1 pseudogene is annotated in these 1,317 nt (G+C 67.2%); it reads right to left on the reverse strand.

What is annotated here, in order from left to right:
• Positions 1-30 precede the first annotated feature (30 nt).
• Positions 31-1,265: pseudogene (locus tag C1I93_RS30535) on the reverse strand (IS3 family transposase).
• Positions 1,266-1,317: the final 52 nt, after the last annotated feature.

Below are 1,317 nucleotides of genomic sequence, written 5' to 3' on the forward strand. Positions count from 1 at the left end.
TGTCAAGCCCCGGGTTTGATGGACAGTTGGTTAGCTGGTTTTCAGGGGTGCGGGGACCGGGTGGGTCATCGCGTGTAGGGCCTCGTGTTCGGCGGGTGGGATGTGTCCGAGTTCGCCGTGCAGCCGGCGGTTGTTGTACCAGTCGATGTACTCGACGGTGGCCATCTCCAGGTCGTCGAGTCCACGCCACGGACCTCGGTTGCGGACGAGTTCGGCCTTGTAGAGCGAGTTGAACGCCTCGGCCATCGCGTTGTCGTACGAGTCGCCCTTGGAGCCGACCGAGGCGACAGCGCCGGCCTCGGCGATCCGTAGGCTGTAGCGAATCGCTCGATACTGGACTCCCCTGTCCGAGTGGTGGACCAGTTTGCGCAGGTCAGCACCCTGATGTTCGCGGCGCCAGATCGCCATCTTCAGCGCGTCGAGGGCCAGGTCGGTGTAGAGGTTCGTGGACACCTGCCAGCCGACGATCATGCGGGAGTACACGTCGAGGACGAACGCGGCGTACACCCAGCCCACGGCGGTGCGCACGTAGGTCAGGTCGGCGACCCACAGCTGGTTCGGCCGCAGTGCGGTGAAGTCTCGTTTGACCAGGTCAGAGGGTCGGCCGGTCTCGGCTGCGGGCCGGGTCGTACGCGGCGCTTTGTCGCGCAGCAGCCCGCGCAGCCCGGACTCGCGCATCAGCCGCTCGACGGTACAGCGGGCCACTCGCACACCGCGCCGACGCAGCTCGTGCCAGATCTTGCGAGCGCCGTAGACGCCGTAGTTCTCCGCGTGGACCTGCTCGATCACCGCGGTCAGCTCCTCGTCGCGCCTTGACCGGGCCGAGGCGGGGCGGGTCTTGGCGGCGTAGTAGGTCGACGGTGCGATCGCCGCGGGCGTGTCTTGCAGCGCCTGCAGGACCGGCTGGACACCGTGTTCGGCTTTCTGGGAGTCGACGAAGTCGACCTTCATCGCGACGGACGGTCCAGCTCCGCCGCGAAGAAACTCGCCGCAGACTTCAGGATCTGGTTGGCCCGCCGCAGCTCACGCACTTCCCGTTCCAACGCCGCGAGGCGCTCGGCGTCGCTACTGGTGGTGCCCGGACGGTCACCAGCGTCAGTCTCGGCCTTCTTCACCCACGTCCGCAACGCCTCCGGATGAATCCCGAGCTGACCGGCGATCCGCCGGATCGCCCCTGTCGCGCTGGCCGGGTCCCGGCGGGCCTCGACCGCCAACCGGGTCGCACGCTCACGCAGCTCATCGTTGTACTTCTTCGGTGCGGGCATCGCTGGTGTTCCTCCCAGGTTTCGATGTCTCCATCAAACCCGGTGCGGGACA

This window comes from Micromonospora endophytica, from assembly GCF_003236305.1.
Classification (GTDB): domain Bacteria; phylum Actinomycetota; class Actinomycetes; order Mycobacteriales; family Micromonosporaceae; genus Micromonospora; species Micromonospora endophytica.